The following is a 239-nucleotide window of genomic DNA, read 5'->3' on the forward strand; positions in this document are numbered from 1 at the left end:
CATCCAGCAACCCGCCGACCACCGCGTCGGCGGTGGAGGACAGCCGTGCCAGCAGCCGGTCGCGGGTGGCTTCCTGGACCAGCAGGTGGTCGGTCGAGCGCAGCACGGCCAGGGTGCGCACCTGGCGCAGCAGCCGGCCGAACTCCAGGTGCGAGGCACTGGGGTCGAGAGAGTACATGTCCGCGCCGAGCGCCTGCGCCATGAAGTCGACCACCTGCGCGCGCCGCTCGAATCCGTAC

1 pseudogene is annotated in these 239 nt (G+C 71.5%); it reads right to left on the bottom strand.

What is annotated here, in order from left to right:
• Positions 1-239, bottom strand: a pseudogene (locus ACQG3P_RS22855) (hypothetical protein); the annotation flags it as partial.

Origin of the sequence: Stenotrophomonas sp. SrG (assembly GCF_050031795.1) — a bacterium.
GTDB lineage: Bacteria > Pseudomonadota > Gammaproteobacteria > Xanthomonadales > Xanthomonadaceae > Stenotrophomonas > Stenotrophomonas rhizophila_A.